The organism is Phenylobacterium sp. (assembly GCF_025934275.1).
GTDB lineage: Bacteria > Pseudomonadota > Alphaproteobacteria > Caulobacterales > Caulobacteraceae > Phenylobacterium.
This window is the reverse complement of sequence record NZ_JAICYI010000034.1, coordinates 18,476-36,735: the sequence shown is the minus strand read 5'-3', so window position 1 is coordinate 36,735 and position 18,260 is coordinate 18,476. Positions and strand designations below refer to the sequence as shown.

The 18,260-nt window shown below is 68.2% G+C and carries 13 protein-coding genes and 1 riboswitch; of the genes, 6 read left to right on the top strand and 7 right to left on the bottom strand.

Annotated elements, in window-relative coordinates; all coding sequences use genetic code 11:
• The first annotated feature begins 731 nt into the window (after nucleotides 1–731).
• Nucleotides 732–3,323 (top strand): TonB-dependent receptor, encoded by a 2,592-nt coding sequence (locus tag Q0W60_RS10340; protein WP_297695238.1) that lies wholly within the window; start codon nucleotides 732–734, stop codon nucleotides 3,321–3,323.
• Between the two features lie 68 nt (nucleotides 3,324–3,391).
• On the opposite strand, the gene Q0W60_RS10335 is transcribed toward Q0W60_RS10340, so the two are convergent.
• The 3 genes from Q0W60_RS10335 to Q0W60_RS10325 form a co-directional block, all read right to left on the bottom strand.
• Nucleotides 3,392–4,447, bottom strand: a complete 1,056-nt coding sequence (locus Q0W60_RS10335; protein ID WP_297695236.1) for a phosphotransferase family protein — start codon at nucleotides 4,445–4,447, stop codon at nucleotides 3,392–3,394.
• Nucleotides 4,440–5,123 carry a TetR/AcrR family transcriptional regulator gene (locus Q0W60_RS10330; protein ID WP_297695234.1) on the bottom strand — a complete coding sequence of 228 codons (684 nt, stop codon included), beginning with the start codon at nucleotides 5,121–5,123 and terminating at the stop codon, nucleotides 4,440–4,442. Before Q0W60_RS10330 ends, Q0W60_RS10335 begins: the two co-directional genes overlap by 8 nt.
• Before the next feature lie 85 nt (nucleotides 5,124–5,208).
• Nucleotides 5,209–6,957, bottom strand: coding sequence for a class I adenylate-forming enzyme family protein (locus Q0W60_RS10325; protein ID WP_297695232.1), 1,749 nt, complete (start codon nucleotides 6,955–6,957; stop codon nucleotides 5,209–5,211).
• Nucleotides 6,958–7,123: 166 nt separating this feature from the next.
• Here Q0W60_RS10325 and Q0W60_RS10320 point away from each other — a divergent pair, with 166 nt between their 5' ends.
• Nucleotides 7,124–8,083, top strand: coding sequence for an SMP-30/gluconolactonase/LRE family protein (locus tag Q0W60_RS10320; RefSeq protein WP_297695230.1), 960 nt, complete (start codon nucleotides 7,124–7,126; stop codon nucleotides 8,081–8,083).
• Here Q0W60_RS10320 and Q0W60_RS10315 read toward each other — a convergent pair.
• From Q0W60_RS10315 to Q0W60_RS10305, 3 genes are all read right to left on the bottom strand, one after another.
• Entirely contained in the window at nucleotides 7,986–9,599 is a 1,614-nt protein-coding gene (locus tag Q0W60_RS10315) for a long-chain fatty acid--CoA ligase (RefSeq protein ID WP_297695228.1), read from the bottom strand. The genes Q0W60_RS10320 and Q0W60_RS10315 overlap by 98 nt on opposite strands.
• 224 nt (nucleotides 9,600–9,823) lie before the next feature.
• Nucleotides 9,824–10,171 (bottom strand): hypothetical protein, encoded by a 348-nt coding sequence (locus tag Q0W60_RS10310; RefSeq protein WP_297695226.1) that lies wholly within the window; start codon nucleotides 10,169–10,171, stop codon nucleotides 9,824–9,826.
• 343 nt (nucleotides 10,172–10,514) lie between these two features.
• Nucleotides 10,515–11,030, bottom strand: a complete 516-nt coding sequence (locus tag Q0W60_RS10305) for a hemerythrin domain-containing protein (RefSeq protein ID WP_297695224.1) — start codon at nucleotides 11,028–11,030, stop codon at nucleotides 10,515–10,517.
• Between the two features lie 161 nt (nucleotides 11,031–11,191).
• Between Q0W60_RS10305 and Q0W60_RS10300 the strand changes: the two genes are divergently transcribed.
• The 3 genes from Q0W60_RS10300 (at nucleotide 11,192) to moaA (ending at nucleotide 15,801) form a co-directional block, all read left to right on the top strand.
• Complete coding sequence (locus Q0W60_RS10300) at nucleotides 11,192–13,411, top strand: adenosylcobalamin-dependent ribonucleoside-diphosphate reductase (protein ID WP_297695222.1); 2,220 nt, start codon at nucleotides 11,192–11,194, stop codon at nucleotides 13,409–13,411.
• A 54-nt stretch (nucleotides 13,412–13,465) separates the two neighbouring features.
• The gene (locus Q0W60_RS10295; protein WP_297695220.1) at nucleotides 13,466–14,629 is read left to right on the top strand and encodes an NnrS family protein; all 1,164 of its coding nucleotides are present in this window, start codon (nucleotides 13,466–13,468) and stop codon (nucleotides 14,627–14,629) included.
• Between the two features lie 61 nt (nucleotides 14,630–14,690).
• Nucleotides 14,691–14,832, top strand: a riboswitch (molybdenum cofactor riboswitch).
• The gene (gene moaA / locus Q0W60_RS10290; protein ID WP_297695218.1) at nucleotides 14,824–15,801 is read left to right on the top strand and encodes a GTP 3',8-cyclase MoaA; all 978 of its coding nucleotides are present in this window, start codon (nucleotides 14,824–14,826) and stop codon (nucleotides 15,799–15,801) included. Its footprint overlaps the riboswitch before it by 9 nt.
• Nucleotides 15,802–15,810: 9 nt before the next feature.
• On the opposite strand, the gene Q0W60_RS10285 is transcribed toward moaA, so the two are convergent.
• Complete coding sequence (locus Q0W60_RS10285) at nucleotides 15,811–16,587, bottom strand: cyclic nucleotide-binding domain-containing protein (RefSeq protein ID WP_297695216.1); 777 nt, start codon at nucleotides 16,585–16,587, stop codon at nucleotides 15,811–15,813.
• A 287-nt stretch (nucleotides 16,588–16,874) separates the two neighbouring features.
• On the opposite strand from Q0W60_RS10285, the gene Q0W60_RS10280 reads away from it, so the two are divergent.
• Nucleotides 16,875–18,242 (top strand): MFS transporter, encoded by a 1,368-nt coding sequence (locus Q0W60_RS10280; protein ID WP_297695214.1) that lies wholly within the window; start codon nucleotides 16,875–16,877, stop codon nucleotides 18,240–18,242.
• Nucleotides 18,243–18,260: the final 18 nt, after the last annotated feature.

Sequence of the window (18,260 nt, the reverse complement as noted above, 5' to 3'; positions counted from 1 at the left end):
GACGGAAACAGAGGGATTCAGTTTTCTGCATATCTACAGAAATATGCGCCAAACCGCCTCGCCGCCATTGGCGTAAGTTGTTGATTTTACGAGAACTAAATCCCTCTCTCACCGCCACCCAGTCCCTGAAGATGGGCTCTTCCGCGCACCGCGCTCGCAAGTCGTGGACTACACGGCCTACTTCGCTCTAGTCCCTGATCGGCGTCGTCTCTAGACGCGCCGGAAATCCCTGCATTTCGCGCCAAGCCGGGGCCCCGTCTCTGGGCCCCTGATGCAGGGTCTTGTTTCCGCCCTCGACCATGCGCCGAAGCGGTCCCGATGTCGGCGTCGCCGCGCTCGGCCGCGTCCTCGCCATGGTCGTCTGCGTCCCTGCGCCGGGCGCCGCCTCTCGCGCGCAAAAACTATAGCGCGATCTAATCACGCCACAATCCGAACGCGACGTCACGCCGGCAGCGTGCCGCAGACGCCACAATGCGCTCACAAACGAATAGAACGCGTTATGAAAACGGTGGAAGCTTCACCCGAAATAGATAACGTGGGTAGGCCTCCATGGAGCGCCCGCGGGGATGCGCAAGGACGAGGCTAGGGGGAGGAACACAATGACCAGGCGTTCGCTCGCGTATTGCGGCGTTTCGACCGCTGTTCTCGTTTTTTCTGCGCACGCAGCCTTCGCCCAGGCGGGGCCTTCAGCCGCGGCCGCAGCATCGGCCACGACGATCCAGGAATTGATCGTGACGGCCCAGAAGCGCGAACAGTCGTTGAACGATGTCGGCATGTCGGTGCAGGTCGCCTCCGGCGACAAGCTGATCCAGGCCGGCGTCAAGGACACCGCCGACCTTCAGAAGCTGGTCCCTGGCTTCCAGGCGACGCCGACCTATTACGGCACCTACGTGTTCACGATCCGCGGCGTCGGATTCCAGGACACCTCACTCGCGGGCAGTCCGACGGTCAGCGTCTACATCGATGAATTCCCGCTGCCGTTCTCTGCGCTCACCAATGGCGCGACGCTCGATCTCGAACGCGTCGAGGTGCTGAAAGGGCCCCAGGGAACGCTGTTCGGCGAGAACGCCACCGGCGGCGCCATCAACTACGTCGCGCGCAAGCCGACGGACGACTTCGAGACGGGTTTCGACGCCAGCTGGGGCCGCTTCAACGACGTCGACGTGGACGGCTATGCGAGCGGCCGTGTGGCGCAGGGCCTCGACATGCGCGTCGCCGCGCGAATCAATGAGAGCGGGGCCTGGCAGAAGGGCTACGCCCAGCAGCAAGGCCAAACGATCGGCGGCAAGGACTTCATCAACGGCCGCGTCTCGCTGCAGTGGAAGCCGAACGACGCGTTCCGCGCCCTGCTCACCCTCAACAGCTGGCGTGATCGCGGCTGGACGCAGATGGGACAGCTCTACGGCATCGCTGAGCTCAGCCCGCTGGCGCCCTTGTCGCCGTTTATCGCGAATTACCCGCTCGCGCCGAAGAACGACCAGGCGGCCGGCTGGAATTCCTGCGTCAACAACTCGCCGTTCGATCCGATCCAGAACCAGAACCTCGGGACGCTTGCGGTCAACATCAACCCCACGGTGCCGAACGCGCCGCCGGAGTCGATGGGTCCGGGTTCAGTCGTGCAGGCGGGCGGACAGCCGACCAGCTGCGAGCCGGCCAAGAAAGACAACACCTACTTCAGCGCCGCGCTCAGGATGGACTACGACCTGGGCGCCGGCATGACGGTGACCTCGCTCACCTCGATCCAGAGGTTCAGCCGGCACCAGGCGATCGACGGAGCCGGCATCCCGATCCAGGACTACCAGTCGATCCAGCACGGGAAGATCACCAGCTTTTTCCAGGAGTTGCGGGCCGCGGGGAACTTCGGCGGCAAGGGCGCCTGGATCATCGGCGCCAACTACGAGCACGACAAGACCTGGGACCAGTTCCTGCAGAGCTATAACGCCTCGACGGCGAGCCCCACTCTGTTCGCCTTCAACGCGGACCTTGGCGTGGACATCGGCTTCCCACTCGGCCCGACCAAGCCCACCGATCTCCAGACCACCAAGACCTACGCGGCGTTCGCCCACGCCGAGTACCCGATCCTCGATCAGCTGACCGCGACGGCCGGCCTGCGGTACACCAAGGAGGACAAGCTCGGCGGCACCTGCGGCAATGACGGTGGGGACGGCACCTGGGCAATGGTGGCGTTCATCCTCCAGGGCGCCTTCGGCAGCACGTCGCCGAAGCTGTCGCCGGCGGGCACCTGCGCGTCCACGGGACCGGGGCCGACCTTCAACTCGCCCCCGGACGGCGGCCTGTTCTTCGCGAGCCTCAACCAGCACAACGTGTCATGGCAGGTGGGCCTGAACTGGAAGCCTATCCCCGACACCTTGGCCTACGTGAACATCTCCAAGGGGTACAAGGGCGGCTCGTTCCCGACGGTGGCGCTCGCCACCTTCCAGCAGACCCATCCGGTCGTGCAGGAATCGCTGCTCTCCTACGAGGTCGGCGTGAAATCCGCGCTCCTCGACAAGACGCTGCAGGCCAATGCGGCGGTGTTCTACTACGACTACAAGGACAAGCAGATCCTGGGCGCGGTCAGCGATCCGCTGTTTGGCGCCCTGCCCTCGCTGGTCAATGTGCCGAAGTCGCACGTGGTCGGCTTCGAGGTGTCGGCGACCTATGCGCCCGACTGGCTGAAGGGGCTCACGGTCACGCCGGCCGTCAGCTACCAGTACAGCAAGATCGACAGTTCGAACCGGAACACCTGCGCTCCGCCGCCGGCCCAGTCGGACCCGACCCTGCCGGGCCTCATCACCTGCATCCCGGGCCACTACTACAACTTCGACGCCTACAACGAGTACGCCGACTTCACCGGCGAGCACTTCCCCTCCGCCCCCACGTGGCAGGGGTCGATCGACGCCCAGTACGAATGGCTGTTCAGAGACGACACGCGGGCGTTCGTCGGCGCGACGGCGAACTTCGTTTCCGACACCAACACCTTCTTCGTGAACCGCACGCCGATTCCGGCCTTCAAGAACGCCGGCGTCTCGGGCGTGTTGCCGGTCTTTGGCGGCTATGTGACCTGTGCGGGCGGGCCCTCGCCGACGCCCGTCGGACCCTGCCCGACCAACCATCCCAACGACCCGCTGAAGGTGCCGGGTTACGTGCTGCTCGACCTCCGCGCGGGGGTGATACGCGGGCCGTGGCTCGCCCAGATCTGGGGCCGGAACATCCTCGACAAGTACTACTGGACGGCTGCCGATCACGTGAACGACGTGCTGCTCCGCTACACGGGCTATCCGGCCACCTACGGCGTAACCGTGAGCTACCGCTTCAAGTAGGGATCATTGCGGCTTGCTTCCCCGGCCGCACGGCGGCCCCGCGACGGTGGGGCCGCTCTTTTTGCGGCTCATGAGCCTTCGGAGAGAATGTCGATCGCCACGTCCGCGAGGTGGGGCGCGCCGTTGACCGCCTCTCGCTGGCTGGCGGCGATGCCGGCGAGGACCCGGCGGTAGACTCCTTGCGAGATCGACGCCAGCCGGAAGACAGAGAAGGCGAGATAGAAGGGCCAGTCGTGCACGCCCTGGCGGCCTGTCCGACGACAATAGGCCGCGATATAGGCCTCCTCTATCGGGATCCCGCTGGTCGCGAAGTCGACGCCCTGCAGACTGCCCCAGGCGGGGCTGTCCGAACGCCAGAGGAAGCAGTTGTAGGCCAGGTCCGCCAGAGGATGGCCCAGGGTCGAGAGCTCCCAGTCGAGAACCGCGATCAGCCTCGGCTCGGTCGGGCGGAACATCACGTTCTCGAGCCGGTAGTCGCCATGGGCGATCGTCACCGCGTCGTCGTCAGGCATGCGCCCCGGCAGCTCGGCGATCAGCCGCTCCATCGCCGGGATCGCCTCGGTTTCGGCGTCCCGGTACTGCTTCGTCCAGCGGGCGATCTGGCGCTGGAAGTAGCCGCCCGGCCGGCCATAGTCCGAAAGCCCCACGGCCGCGTAGTCCACCTGGTGAAGCTTGGCCAAGGTGGCGTTGAGCTGGTCATAGATCTCAGCCCTCTCCGCCGGCGGGAGGCCGGGCAGCGCTGCATCGCGGAAGATGCGGCCCTCCAGGAAATCCATCACGTAGAACGGCGTGCCGATCACCTCCGGATCCTCGCAGAGCACGCGCATGCGGGGCACGGGCACTTCGGTCTGGGCGAGGGCGCTCATCACACGGAATTCGCGTTCGACCTGGTGAGCGCTGGCGAGCAGCTGACCCGGCGGCTTCTTGCGAAGGACATAGCGGCGCGGACCCGCGCGGGTCTCGGACGTCAGGAGGAAGGTGGGGTTCGAGGCGCCGCCCTGGAACTGGCGCACCTCCAGATGCTGGCCGAAGTCGTCGATCGCCCGGCGGAGATAGGCCTCCAGCCGGCCCACATCGAACCGGTGGGCCGGGGCGACGTCTCCAAGACGGCCGGCCTCAGGCATGTCCTGGCTGCAGCATGGCCGCCTGGCTCTGCAGGATGCGCACTTCGAGCGGACCGCGCCAGTCGGGCGAAGCCGCCCCCTTCAGGATCAGGGCATAGGCGTGGCGAATGGCGGGCCCGAGCTGGTCGTGGTTCAACTCCCCCGTCACCCAGTCGAGCATGGTGGCGCCGAAGCTGCGGTCGAGGGCCTTGAACAGAAGCCGGGTGTCCACCTCGGGCGCGATCACGCCGGCCTTGGCCGCGTCGTTGACCAGGCCCTCCCAGAAAGCCGCCCGCCTTGAGTTGAAGATCTGCGAGCGGAATTCGTCGGACGGATCGAACAGGGCCGCCCAGATGGTCCGATAGAATTCCGGGTCGGCCACGTAGAAGTCGATACAGATGTCGAGCGCGCCGAACAGCCTCTCAAGAGGATCGATGGCGCGCAGCTGATTGAACCTGTCTAGGTACTCGCGGATGTCGTCGAGGACAGAGAGCAGGATGGCGCGCTTGGAGCCGAACAGGTTGTAGGGGGTGGCCAGGCTCACCCCGGCCCGGGCGGCCAGCGCCCGCATCGACAGCCCGGCGTTTCCTGTCTCACGGATCAGGTCGCGGGCCGCATGGATGATGCGCCGGCGGCGCTCGGCCTTGCCGGCTTCTCTTCGACTGACCGGCGTCTCCGCAGCGCTCTCCACCCTCATCTCGCCCCACCCCTCAAATCACGCGACTGTCCCCCGACGACCTATAACAGCCGCCCTCCGAGGGCGCAGCCCGCGCCTCGTCCCATCACGCCGGGGCCAGCCTGGCGAGCATCTCCTCGCGCAACTGGGGCTTGAGCGTCTTGCCGCTGGCGTTGCGCGGGAACTCCTCGATGCGCACCTCGATCCGCACCGGGACCTTGTGCGCCGGCAGCAGCCGTCCGGCGTGGGCGATCAGGTCGGCTTCGTCAATCTCGGCGCCCGGCTTCAGCTGCACAACCGCGCCCACCTCCTCGCCCCAGATGCGGTGCGGCAGGCCGATCACCGCAGCATCGATGACCGCCGGATGGGCGACCAGCACGTCCTCGATCTCCACGCAGTAGATGTTCTCGCCGCCGCGGATCAGCATGTCCTTCACGCGGTCGAGGACGTAGACGAAGCCCTCCTCGTCGCGGCGGCCGATGTCGCCGGTGTGGTACCAGCCGTCGGTGAAGGCCGCGGCCGAGGCTTCGGGCTTGTTCCAGTAGCCCATCACGATATGGGGCCCATGGATCCAGATCTCGCCCACATCGCCGATCGGGACCTCGCCGCCGTCCGGATCGGCGATCTTGATGTCGCAGCACGGGACCGGGAGGCCCACGCTGTCGGGCCGGTTGAGGTAGTCCTCGGCGCTGTTGCTGGTGGAGACCGAGGAGGTCTCGGTCGCGCCGTATCCCTGCCCCGGTGGAATGTGCGGGAAGAGCTTGGCGAATTTGAGCGTGAGCTCAGGCGCCACCGCCGCGCCGCCGTAGCCGTATGAGTCCAGGCTGGAGAGGTCGCGCTTGTCGAAGTCGGGGCTCTCCAGAACCTGCCAGACCATGGCGGGGACCCCGGTCGTGCCGTTCACCCGCTCGGTCTCGATCAGCTCCAGGAACCGCTCAGGGTTCCACTTGTACATCAGGACGAGCTTGCCGCCGGAGGCGACGGTCGGGACCAGCATCGAGTTGCAGCCGGTCACGTGGAAGAGCGGCACGGGGAGCAGGTTGACCCGCTGCGGCGCGTTCGGATCCGGAACGGGAAGAAGGTCGCCTCGGCGGATCGCGGCCCGAGCGCCGGAGAAGCCCAGGCTGACGAGGTTGGTCAGAACGTTGCGGTGGGTGCCGAGCGCGCCCTTGGGCTTGCCGGTGGTGCCGGAGGTGTAGAGGATGGTGGCGTCGTCGTCGGGCTGCAGCCCGGGATCCGGCGGCGGATTGTCAGCCAGATCGCGATAGGCGTCGGGGCGCCCGATCAGCGCATCCAGGGGAATGGCGTCGGCGACCAGGTCGTCCGGCGCGCGAACGGAGACCAGCGCCTCGAGCTGAACTTCGCCAAGGTGCGGGGCGAGCCGCTCCAGCCGTTCGCCGTCGACGATCGCAACCTTCGCGCCGGAGTCCTGGATGCCGTAGACGAGGTCGGGCCCCAGTCCCCAGGCGTTCAGCGGGGTGGCCACGCCGCCGATCGACTGCACCGCCCAGAAGGCCACAGACCACTCCGGCAGGTTGCGCATCGCGATCACGACGCGCTCGCCCTTCCTCACGCCGAAGCGCTCGGAGAGGATCCGACCCAGAGCGCCGGCGGCGCGGAAGTGCTCGGCGTAGGTCTGCCGTTCGCCCTCGTAGACGATGAATTCCCGCTCGCCCCACGACCGGCCGAGGTCGAACACCTGCCGCAGGCTGGACAGCGCGTTCTTATAGGCGCGCACGCGCCGGCCGCGGACGGTGATCTCCTCCATTTCGAACGGAGCTCCCGGCGCGGTCAGGATCCGATAGGTCTCCTCAATGCTCACCGCCGGCCAACGCCGATCTGCGCCCGCGCTCATGGATTCCTCCCGCATCTGAAGCTCCCGCGGAAGGTTTCCAGATTTTTGAAACCCGTTCAACAGAACGGCGTCGACTTTCGCCCCGAACGCCACGAAGCGCCGCCTTGACGGACGACGTCTTAGTTATAACAAGTAATGAAAATAGCCTCAGCAGGGAGGTCGCCCGATGGACTTCGAGGTGGTCACGGAAGGTCTGGCGTTTCCGGAGGGACCCGTCGCCATGGTGGACGGCTCGGTGGTGCTTGTGGAGATCAAGCGGCAGACGCTGACCCGCGTGCGGCCCGACGGCCGGCAGGAAGTCATCGCCGAGCTGGGCGGCGGCCCGAACGGCGCGGCGCTCGGCCCCGACGGCGCCGTCTACGTCTGCAACAACGGCGGCTTCGAGTGGATGGAAGCCGAAGGCCTGACCCTGCCGCACGGCACGCCCCACGACTACAAGACCGGATCGATCCAGCGCGTGGACCTCGACACGGGCGAGGCGACGACCCTCTACGACAGCTGCGACGGACGGCCGCTGCGTGGCCCGAACGACATCGTCTTCGACAAGGCGGGCGGCTTCTGGTTCACCGATCTCGGCAAGTCCGACGGCGACCGAATGCAAATGGGCCACCTGCTCTACGCCAAGCCCGACGGCTCGATGATCAAGCGGGTCCGCGAGGGCATGGTCACCCCGAACGGCGTCGGCCTCTCGCCCGATGAGAAGACTGTCTATGTGGCCGAGACACACACCAGCCGGGTCTGGGCCTTCAACATCATCGGCGAGGGCGAGATCGAAGCGCCCGCGAACCTGTTCGCGGCCGGCAAGGTGCTGGGCCCGCTGCCGGGCTATCAGATGCTCGACAGCCTCGCGGTGGAGGCGGGCGGCAAGGTGTGCTGCGCGACCCTGGTGAACGGCGGCATCACCGCCTTCGATCCGGCGGGCGGCTTCGAGCACACCGCCTTCCCGGATCCGCTGGTCACCAACATCTGCTTCGGCGGGCCCGACATGCAGACGGCCTGGATCACCGCCTCGGGGACCGGCAGACTGCTCAAGTGCCGCTGGCCGAGGCCTGGCCTGAGTCTGAACTTCCAGCGTCTGGCCGGCGAAACGACTGAGGCTCCCCGAGCGCAAGCTCTCCTACAGTGATGCGCTCGCGCAGCTCGCGCTTCAGCACCTTGCCGGATGCGTTCCTCGGAAGCGCCTCTATGAAGACCACGTGGCGGGGCTTCTTGTAGCTGGCGATCCGCTCACGGCAGAAGGCGATCAGCTCGTCCGCGCTGGCCTCGGTTCTCAGGCAGACGACAGCGACGACCTTCTCGCCCCACTTGGGGTCCGGCGCGCCAATGACAGCGGCCTCGACGACCGCGGGATGCTGATAGAGGACCTCCTCGACCTCCCGGGGATAGACGTTCTCGCCGCCGGTCAGGATCATGTCCTTCTTGCGATCGACGATATAGAGGTAGCCATCAGCATCCCAGCGGCCGACGTCGCCGGAGCGGAACCAGCCGCCCGCGAAGAACGAGGACCGGGTCGCCTCCGGATTGCGCCAGTAGCCCATCAGCACCTGATCGCCCTTCACGACGATCTCCCCGGGCGTATCGGCGGGCGCGTCGCGGCCCTCGTCATCGACAACACGCACCCGGGCGAGGGGCATCTGGCGGCCCACGGAGCGGAGGATGTCCAGCCCCTGATCGGCCGCGCGGTCGTGGTCGGCCGGGCTCAGGAACATCACATTGCCGGAGAGCTCCGTCATCCCGAAGCCGGTGGAGAAAGCGACGCCCGGCCAGCGGCCGCGGGCGCGCCTCAGCACCTCGGCGGGCATGGCTGAGGCGCCGTAGCCGATGCGCCGGAGGCTCGAGATGTCGTAGCGGTCCGCCACCGGGTTCTCGAGCAGCATGGCGATCATGGTGGGCGCCATGGCGGTGCTGGTGACACGGTGGCGTTCGATGTTCGCCAGCAGCGTCTCGATGTCGAAGCTGCGGAGCAGGACCACCGGATAGGTCCGCAGATGGTACATAGGCATGACGTAGCCGGCGACGTGGAACAGCGGGAAGGTGAAGAGGCAGACGTCGTCCGGCGCCGCCTCCCAGCTGCACATGCTGTTGGTGATGGCCGCCATGATGTTCCGGTGCGACAGCATCGCGCCCTTCGGAAGGCCGGTCGTGCCCGAGGTGTAGAGGAGCCAGCAGAGCTCATCCTCCTTCGGCCGCCGCAGGGGTTCGGAGGCGGCGCCGGTCGCCAGCAGCGCATCGTATGAGATGGCGTCCTCCGTCTGCTCGCCGATCACCACGATCTGCTCGACGGAGGGGATCTCGCCGCGGATTTCGCGGATCGCCGGCAAGTACCGCCGCTCGACGAACAGCAGACGCGGTTCGCTGTTGCCGATGATGTAGGCGAGCTCCCGGGCGGCCAGCCTATAGTTGAGAAAGACCAAGGCGAGCCCCGCGCCCGGCACGCCGTAGTAGCACTCCACGTATTCCGGGCAGTTCTCCGAGAGGATGGCGACGCGGTCGCCGGGCTCGGTGACCCGGATCAGCGCATTGGAAAGTCGCCAGCAGCGGTCCCGCAACTCGGCGTAGGTCCAGGTGCGGTCCTCTAAGCGGAGGGCGATGACATCGGGCGCGTGATGGGCGGCGATGGCCGGAACGTCGCTGAGCAGCATACGGGCCTCCCAGTTGGCCCAACAAGTTTATAACGCGATCTATCTTTTGCGGAAGTCGAACTCGGCCATGAGCAATCTCAGGCCGCCAGTCAGGATTCGACGCGGCTGGAGACCGTTTGCGAGGTGGCAGGCCCCACCGCCGCCTTGTTCCGGTCGACGGCGCTCCGAAAACGAGGAGCGCCCGCCGGTGGCGGGCGCCAAACTTTCGATCTGGGGCTTCGGTCTCAGCGGGCGCTGAGGACGATCAGGCCGGAGTCGGCGAAACCTCTCGCGCGCTCGATCTGAGCGAACTGAACCATCGCCTTGGACGACGCGGTGTCGACGCAGAAGGTGTGGTCGGAGAGCGCCAGCTCGTGGTTTCCGACCGCGTTGCTGCACACGACATAGGCCGCGTGGCGAACGTCGCGGTAGACGGTCGACGGGCTCTTTCCGAGGATCGAGATGCGCACCGTCGTCGGCGCCTGCGTCACGGTCACCGGCGCGATCTGCGGCTGGGCGAAGGCAGGAAGCGCCACGGACGCGGCCGCGAACAGGGCGGCGATGGCGAGCGGGCGATGAGCGGCTTGGATCATGGCAATCCTCCTCTAGGGCTCACGCAGGGTAGGTCGCCGAAGCCCGATCCCAATTGCCTATGGTCAAGCCGCGCGTTGATGTTGGGATGCTTGCGGCTCGCCCTTGATCAGTCGGCGAGAGACCTTCGAGGGACGGCCGTCGCGTGGCCCTGACTTTTCGGTCGTCCCGGCAGGTTGGTCCGCCGCTTGCGGCTCGCGCACAGGCGCCGCGCGCTGGGTCTGCGCGTGGGATCCGGGATGGCGGGCGGCGGCGGAAGCTCGGGGTCCGCCGCCGCCTCTTCGAGGCCCGCGCACTTTGGGTGCGGGCGCGCCCGGAAGCCTTCCGGGGCGCCTCCCCCGGGCCTCAAAGGAATCTCGAAAACAGGTCCTCGTCCTCCAGTCGCATGTGCTCGGTGAGATCGTCGTCCAGCTTGCGGCAGGATTCGAGCAGCGCGCGCCACGTGCGGCAGGCGCCGGCGGGGGGCTGATAGTTTCCCGCCAGCTTGCGGAGCGTCGCGAGCTGGCGCTCCACGTCACGGTGGTCGGCCATCATGCGATGGATGGCGAAGCGCGCGACGGAGCAACCGCCGGCTTCCAGGGTGGGGAACAGCACGAGCTCCTCACGCCGCTGGTGCGCATCCAGATCGTCGAACATCAGCTGGAGGTGGTCGGCCAGGCCATGGGGCGCCTCGGCCACGTCCCGGTGCACGCCTTCGACCTTTCGGGCCAGCGCGATCGCCTGCGGAAATTCCGCGCGATGCACCTCGTGATAGCGCTCGATGATGTGGGCGATCAGCTCGCGGATCTCGCGCGCCTCGTCGGGCGGTGAATGGACCGCGTGCGGACCAAAGTCGCGCAGGAGGGCCCAGGTCTCGAGCATGAGAAGGCTCCTTTGCGCCGCAACCTAGCGTTCTCCCGGCGCGGTCGCCTTGAAGGCGGCCCGTCTTCGGCTTGATATCCGACAAGCCCCGCCGCGACCGGGTTCGTTCGCCGACGGCGGGGAATCGCCAAGCCTCGATCTCCCCACAGGAGAGACCGACCATGGCCTTCGACAATCCGCTCGCCAGCGAGATCTGGGCGTCCAAGTACCGATTCAAGGACGCCGCCGGCGGGGGCGACACCAGCGTGGACGAGACCTGGAGCCGGGTGGCCGCAGGGTTGGCGGAGGCCGAAGCTCCGCAGCGCCGGCCGGAGATGCGCCAGCGGTTCCTCGGCGCGCTCACCGACTTCCGGTTCATCCCGGCGGGCCGGATCCTGGCGGGCGTGGGCACGGCGCGCAACGTGACGCTCTTCAACTGCTTCGTCATGGGCGATATCCCCGACGACCTGCCCGGCATCTTCGACCAGGTGCGGGAGGCCGGGCTCACGCTGCAGCAGGGCGGCGGCGTGGGCATGGACTTCTCCTCCATCCGCCCGGCGGGCTGGCCGGTGCGCGGCGTGGCCGCCGACGCCTCCGGGCCGCTCAGCTTCATGGACGTCTGGGATTCCATGTGCCGGACGATCATGTCGGCGGGGCAACGGCGCGGGGCGATGATGGGCTGCCTGCGCATCGACCACCCGGACATCGAGGCCTTCATCGACGCCAAGCGGGACGCCGGCCGGTTCCGCAACTTCAACCTCTCGGTGCTCGTGACCGACGCCTTCATGGCCGCCCTGGACGCTGATGCGGATTGGCCGCTGACGTTCGCCGGCCAGGCGGGGAGGGCGGTCCGGGCGGGCGACCTGTGGCGCCGGCTGATGGAAGCCACGTACGATGCGGCCGAGCCGGGCGTGATCTTCATCGACCGGGTCAACGCCGCCAACAATCTCGCCCACTGCGAGACCATCCTGGCGTCCAATCCGTGCGGCGAGCAGATGCTGCCGGCCTACGGCGCATGCCTCCTGGGATCGATCAACCTGGCGCGGCTGGTCACCGCCCCCTTCGAAACCGAGGCCGCCATCGACGAGGCCGCGCTCGCCGAGCTGACGCGGACGGCGGTGCGCATGCTCGACAACGTCATTGACATCTCGCGCTATCCACTGGCCGCCCAGCAGCAGGAAGCCAAGGCCAAGCGGCGGATCGGCCTGGGCGTCACCGGCCTCGCGGACGCCCTCGTCTTCTGCGGAGCGGCGTACGGCTCCGAGCCCGCGCTGGCGCTGACCTGCGAATGGCTGGGGACGATCAAGCGCGAGGCCTATCGCGCCTCGGCCGAGCTGGCCGGCGAGAAGGGGCCTTTCCCGCTCTATGACGCGTCCATGCTGGAGCGGCCCAACCTGCAAGGCTTGGACGCGCAGACCCGCGCGCTGATCCGCGCCAACGGCCTGCGCAACGGCTGCCTGACCTCGATCGCGCCGACCGGCACGACCTCGCTGCTGGCCGGCAACGTCTCCTCGGGCATCGAGCCGGTGTTCGCCTTCTCCTACAGCCGCAAGGTGCGCCAGCCGGACGGCTCGAGCCGCGACGAGCCGGTGGAGGACTACGCTCTGTCGGCCTGGAAGCGGCTGAAAGGCCCGCAGCCGCCGCCCGCCGACATCTTCGTCACCGCCCAGACCCTCACGCCAGCCGACCACGTCCGCATGCAGGCGGCCGCGCAAGGCGCGATCGACAGCTCCATCTCGAAGACCGTGAACTGCCCGGAAGACATCGTCTTCAATGACTTCATGGAGGTCTATCGAGAAGCCTATCGCGCCGGCTGCAAGGGGCTGACCACCTATCGGCCCAACCGCATCACCGGCTCGGTTCTGTCGGTCGCGCCGGTCGCGGCGGCGGCGGTTGAGCCCCCGGAGCCGCCGCTCTCGCCGCGGCCTGAGGCCCTCGCCGGCGCCACCTACAAGATCGCCTGGCCGGAGAGCGCCCACGCCGTCTACGTCACCATCAACGACCTGGAGGCGGCGGCAGGGCGGCGGCCGTTCGAGATCTTCGTGAACTCCAAGAACATGGAGCACTACGCCTGGACGTTGGGATTGACCCGGATGATCTCGGCGGTCTTCCGGCGCGGCGGCGACGTCGGCTTCGTGGCCGAGGAGCTGAAGGCGGTGTTCGATCCGCGCGGCGGCGCCTGGCTGGGCGGCCGCTACGTCCCCTCGCTGCTGGCGGCGATCGGCGGCGTGATCGAGCGGCACCTGGAGAAGGACGGGACGGCGTCCGACGAGCCGCCCGAGGCGGCGCTCGCCATGCGCGCCCTCGCCGGCGCGAGCTGCCCGCGATGCGGCGGCTTCAAGCTGGTCAGCAAGGAGGGTTGCGACACCTGCCTCGGCTGCGGCTACTCGAAATGCGGCTAGCGCCCGTTGATCCAGCGCAAGGCGGTCGATGCATCTGCTTGCGATAGGACCGCCATGACCACCGCAGCCGCGCGGCGCGCCTACACCGGCCCGGCCCTGTTCAGTTTCGGCTTCCGCCCGTTCTTCCTGACCGGGACGATCTGGGCGGCGCTGGTCGTGCCGCTGTGGGTATGGAGCTTCATGGCGGGCGGCCCCGGCGCGCTGACCCGCGGCTGGCACGTGCACGAGATGCTGTTCGGCTATCTGGCGGCCGTGATCGCCGGGTTCCTGACCACCGCCATCCCGAACTGGACCGGCCGCATGCCGGTGATCGGGGCGCCCTTGGCCGGGCTCTTCGGACTGTGGGTCGCCGGAAGGCTCGCCATGCTGTTCGGCGGGCCGGCGGCGGCCATCGTCGATCCGCTCTTCCTGATCGCCTTCGCCGGCGTGATCTGGCGCGAGGTGCTGGCCGGCAAGAACTGGCGCAACCTGCCGGTCTGCCTGCTGGTCAGCCTCTATGCGCTGGCGAACCTCGCCTGGCATGTCTGGCCGGACGAGACGGGGCTGGCGCTCGGCGCGCGGCTGGGGCTGGCCGTGGCGGTGCTGCTGATCACGCTGATCGGCGGGCGAATCGTTCCCAGCTTCACGCGCAACTGGCTGAAGGCTCGCGGCGAGGTCGCGCTGCCCGCCGCGCCCGGCCGCTTCGACCTGGCGGTGCTGGGGCTGACAGGCGTTGCGGTGCTGCTGTGGGCCGCCGTCCCTGACCTGAAGGCGGCAGGCGCATTGCTGCTCGCGGCCGGCCTCGGCAATCTCGCACGGCTGGCTCGCTGGCGCGGCTGGCGCGCCGGCGCAGAGGCGCTCGTCTGGATCCTGCACCTGGGCTACGCGTGGCTCGGACTGGGACTCGCCTTGCTGGGCGCGACGGTGCTCTGGCCGCATGTCCCGGCAACGGCCGGCGTCCATGCGCTGACGGCGGGCGCGGTGGGGGTGATGACGCTCGCCGTGATGAGCCGGGCGACGCGCGGCCACACCGGCCGCGCGCTGCACGCAGATCGGTGGACCGTGGCCGTCTATCTCGGGATCAACGCCGCGGCGCTATCGCGGGTCGCGGCGCCGTTCGCAGGCGCATCTCAGCCCGCGCTGCTGGAGCTTTCGGCGGCGCTCTGGACCCTCGCCTTCGCAGGGTTCGCACTCACCTACGGCCGCATGCTGGCCCTCCCGAGGCCGGCGGCCGCTTGATCTGCGTCAAGGGCCGCCCGCGCCTTCCATCCTAGCTTGCGCAAACGGTTGGCCCAGGCTGGCCGCAACTTCGCTCCGAGCCCCGCCGCCTAAAACGAATCCGCCACGGCGGCTGGGCCGAGGTCCGCTATCGCGCGGTCCAAGGGCGGGGGTGGAAACGCCCCCGCCTCCCGTGTTTGGAAAGGGGCCGCATCGTGTCGCGTCTCGTCGACGGCTTCGGCCGCCGCTTCTGGTATCTGCGGGTCTCGATCACCGAGGTCTGCAACTTCCGCTGCACCTACTGTCTGCCGGACGGCTACCGCAAGGAAGGTCCGCTCTCCTTCATGAGCCCGCTCGAGGTGGAGCGCGTCGTGCGCGCCTTCGCCGACACGGGCGTCTGCAAGGTCCGGCTCACCGGCGGCGAGCCTTCGGTCCGCAAGGACCTGCCCGAGATCATCGCCCGCGTGGCGCAAACACCCGGGATCAACAAGGTCTGCCTCACCACCAACGGCTGGAACCTGGAGCGCCAGGTCGCGGGTTGGCGCGAGGCGGGCCTCACCAACGTGAATGTCAGCATCGATTCGCTCGACCCCGCGGCTTTCCACCGGATCACCGGCCACGACCGCCTGGAGTCCGTTGTGCGCGGCCTGGACAAGGCGCTGGCGCTCGGCGTCCCCACCGTGAAGGTCAACGGCGTGCTCCTGAAGGAGGGTGCGCAGGACGGCTTCGAGGCGTTCGCCGAATTCGTGCGCGAGCGGCCGATCGCGATGCGCTTCATCGAACTGATGCGGACCGGCGACAACGCCCAATACTTCGCCGACCAGCATGTGCCGGGATCGAGGCTGACGGATTGGCTCGAGGCGCGGGGCTGGACGAAGCGCGAGCGCGCCTTCGACGACGGACCTGCGTTCGAGTACGCGCAACCGGATTACGCCGGTCGCATCGGCCTGATCGCGCCCTATGCGCCAGGCTTCTGCGATAGCTGCAATCGCTTGCGGATCACCGCGCGCGGGCAGCTCAGGCTGTGCCTGTTCGGGGAGCTCGGCGTGAACCTCCGCGATCTCCTGCAGAAAGATGAGCCCGAGGCTCTTCACGCGCGGATCACCGCGGCGCTCGCGGGCAAGCCCAAGGGCCATCGTCTGCATGAGCAGGTCAGCGGCGACACCCGCCACCTCGCGCAGTTCGGCGGGTGATCCTGGACCTCAGGAGGCGGCGCGGACCTGGGCGGCGCCGGTCCAGCGCTCGACCTCGGCGGCGCTGAGGGCGGCCTCTCCCGCCGGCGGGCGGCTGTCGATCAGGAGATCGGGCTTGGCGAGCCGCTGCAGCGGCGTCGGGCGGCCGATGGTCACCTGGGGCCCGTTCACCGTCACGCCATAGTCGCCGAGGCTGGCGAAGGCGCGGGAGAGATTCTCCGGCGTCATGCCGAGCAGGGAGGCGAGCACCCGCTTCTCGTGCGGCAGCGTGAAGGTGGCATCCCCGCCCTGGCGCGCCTGTTGGCTGATCAGGTAATTGGCGAGCCGCTCGATGCCGCCGCGCAGCTTCTGGTTCTTGAGCGCCCTCACCACGCCGCCGTAGCAACCGGCGAGCTCCTGGGCGACAGTGAAGCAGAAGCCGGCGTCCCGCCGCATGGCGCGCCGGAGCGCTTCGCCGGAAACCATCAGGATATTCGACGTCTCGAGCGTGTGGGCGCTCATCAGGCCGGTCGAATCCAGCACCACGGAGGCGAGGACGAAGGTGGAGACCGGCGTCAGGACGGCGAGCGTGGTCGCCTTGTCGTTCCAGGTGCCTTCCAGCTCGACCGCGCCGTCAAGCAGGACGTAGAGGAAATCGACGGGATCGCCTTCGGTGAGCAGGGTGGTGCCAGCCGGAAAACGCTGCAGGAAGGCGCCGCCGAGCACGTCGCGGAACAAGTCGTCGGAGATCCCGGCGAACAGCGACAGAGCCCTCACGCGCTCCAGGTCGACGCTTCGGATCGGCATGGACGAAACCTCCGCGCTTCTGACACCAGCCCGCGCGAGTCGCCGCCTTGACGTGGATCAACCGCCGCTGCGGCCCGCGATCTGCCTATTGGCTTGATGATCATCAAGGCGCGCCTGACCGGCGGTGCTCACCTCGGTGCGGAGACCGCTTGGGCGGCCGAGCGCCCGCACATTCTCTGATCCGGCGAAGACAAGGCCTGCGATCGGCTTGATGCGGATCAAACCCTCGCGTCGCAAGTCGCGCGAAAACCCCGATCAACGAAGGTCTGCCGGAGTCGGGAGCCCCCATGGCCACAGCGGTCAAACTGCCGGAGCGCGGCGCCACCGGCGCCCTGACGCTCAGCACCCTTGCCTTCGGCGGCGCCTTCGCGGTCTGGACGATCTTCTCGATCATCGGGGTGAAGATCAAAAAGGATCTCGGCCTCACCGACGCCGAGTTCGGCCTCCTGGCCGGCACGCCGATCCTGACCGGCTCGCTCACGCGGGTGGGCCTGGGGGTGCTGGCCGACAGGTTCGGCGGCCGCCTCGTCAACCTGGTGGTCCTGCTGGCGGCGGCGGCCTCGACCTTCGCCCTCTCCTACGCCCACGGTTATCCGCAGATGCTCCTGGCCGCCCTGGGTCTCGGCCTGGCCGGCGGCTCGTTCGCCGCCGGCGTGGCCTACGTCTCGAAGTTCTTTCCGAAGGAGCGGCAGGGCGCGGCGCTTGGCGTCTATGGCGCCGGCAACGTGGGCGCGGCGATCACCAACTTCGGCGCGCCGTTCGTCATGCAGGCGATGGGCTGGCAGGCGGTCGCCCGCATCTGGGCCGTCGGCCTGGTCGTGCTGGCGCTGCTGTTCTTCCTGGGCGCCGAGGACGAGCCGACGCTCGCCGCACGGCGCGCCGCCAAGGCCAAGTCGCCGCCGATGCTGGCGCAATTCGCGCCGCTCAAGAGGCTGCAGGTCTGGCGTTTCTCGCTCTACTACTTCTTCAACTTCGGCGCGTTCGTGGCGCTCGCGCTGTGGCTGCCGCGCTACCTGGTCGGCGTCTACCACCTCGACATCAAGACGGCGGGCATGTTGGCCGCCGCCTTCTCGCTGCCGGCGGCGGGGTTCCGGATCTTCGGCGGCTGGCTCTCGGACCGCATCGGCGCGCGGCGGGTGATGTACGCGGCCTTCATCGTGGCCGTGGCGGCGACCTTCCTGCTTTCCTATCCGGCGACCAGCTACATCGTCGACGGCATCAAGGGCCCGATCGCCTTCCGCATCGCCATGCCGCTCCCCGTCTTCGTGGGCGTCCTGGTGAGCCTCGCCTTCTTCATGAGCCTGGGCATGGCGGCGGTGTTCAAGCACATCCCCGTCTACTACCCGAACGACATCGGCGCGGTGGGCGGCGTGGTCGGCATGGTGGGCGGCCTGGGCGGCTTCGTCCTGCCGATCGCCTTCGGGGTGATGAACGACGTCACCCACGTCTGGACGAGCTGCTTCATGCTGCTCTTCGGCCTCGTCGCCGCCGCCCTCACCTGGATGCACTTCGCCGTCCGGATGATGGAGCGGGCGCGCACGCCGGAGCTCGCGCGCCTGCCCGAGTTGCCGGAGATGGCCGGGATGCAGCCGGCCGCCCCTGAGCCCGCGCCGGCCGCCAAGCCCGCCAATTCGCAACCCATCGCAGCCGAGTAGCCGTCGGTTCAACAGGTC